Origin of the sequence: Symbiobacterium terraclitae (genome assembly GCF_017874315.1) — a bacterium.
In the GTDB taxonomy this organism is placed as follows: domain Bacteria; phylum Bacillota; class Sulfobacillia; order Symbiobacteriales; family Symbiobacteriaceae; genus Symbiobacterium; species Symbiobacterium terraclitae.
Genome location: NZ_JAGGLG010000069.1, coordinates 1 through 1,112 on the forward strand (window position 1 = coordinate 1; position 1,112 = coordinate 1,112).

At 61.1% G+C, this 1,112-nt stretch carries 1 protein-coding gene and 1 pseudogene; both read left to right on the forward strand.

The features are described 5' to 3' along the window. A pseudogene (locus J2Z79_RS18150) lies at nucleotides 1-225 on the forward strand (IS21 family transposase); the annotation flags it as partial. Continuing rightward, nucleotides 222-995: an IS21-like element helper ATPase IstB gene (gene istB, locus J2Z79_RS18155; protein WP_209468313.1), complete on the forward strand. Its 774-nt coding sequence runs from the start codon at nucleotides 222-224 to the stop codon at nucleotides 993-995. The pseudogene J2Z79_RS18150 and the gene istB, both read left to right, overlap by 4 nt. Nucleotides 996-1,112: the final 117 nt, after the last annotated feature.

Here is a 1,112-nt window from a genome sequence, read left to right on the forward strand (position 1 = left end):
ATGCTGCACCGCACCTACTCGGTTTCTGAGGTCAGCAGGGCTCTGCAGCAAGCCCTGGCCCAGCGTACGGCTTGCTGCGCAGCGGTCCGGCAACTCCTTGGCGCTCAACCGGATCTTGCAGCTGGAGCACCGCCCTCCACGGACGGGAGACTGGCCAGCATCCGGGTGCAGCAGCCCTCGCTGGCCGAGTACAACCGGCTGCTGAAAGGGGGCGTAGTGCATTGAGCCAGGAACTGCTGCTGGATTACTACCTGAAGCGCCTGAAGCTCCCCACGGTCCGGCGTCTGTACAAGGAACTGGCGCGGGATGCAGCAGAGCACAACAAGACCTTTGAGGAGTACCTCGAGGCCCTGATGGAACAGGAGGTGATCCACCGGGAAGACAACCAGCTGCAGCGCCGTCTTAAAGCTGCTGGCTTCCCGGTTCCCAAGACCCTGGAATCCTTCGACTTCACGGCCATTCCGTCCGTGAACAAGGCGAAGATCCTGGCACTGAGCAAGGGTGAATACATCCGGGATCGGGAGAACGTGCTCTTCGTTGGCAACAGCGGCACCGGCAAAACGCACCTGGCCACAGCGCTGGGCATCGCCGCGTGCCGGCAAGGCTACCGGGTTCGTTTCTGGCGAGTGGGCCAGCTTGTGGCCGAACTTGAGGAGGCGCAGAATGAGCACCGGCTCACTCGCGTCGAGAAACAGTGGCTGCGTCAGGATCTGGTGGTACTGGACGAACTCGGCTATGTGTCCCTCAGTCGGGCCGCCAGCGAACTGCTGTTCCACTTTGTCGCCGCACGCTACGAACGGGGCAGCCTGATCATTACGACGAACCTGGAATTCTCGGAATGGGCGCAGGTATTCGGAGACGAGAAGATGACAGCGGCACTGGCCGACCGTGTGACCCACAAGGCCCACATCATCGCGATGAACGGGGAGTCGTACCGATTCCGTGAGACCCTCCGACGGCAGGAAGCCGTGAAGCAACGCGCGGAGATACCGTAAGTCCCGCACGCGCCCCTAGAAGTTTCCAGTCAACTGGAAACCGCAATGGAAACCAAATCGGCCCCGTAGGGTTGGCAGGTGGCTCACTATTTGATGATCAAAGTGGCTCCCAATCTC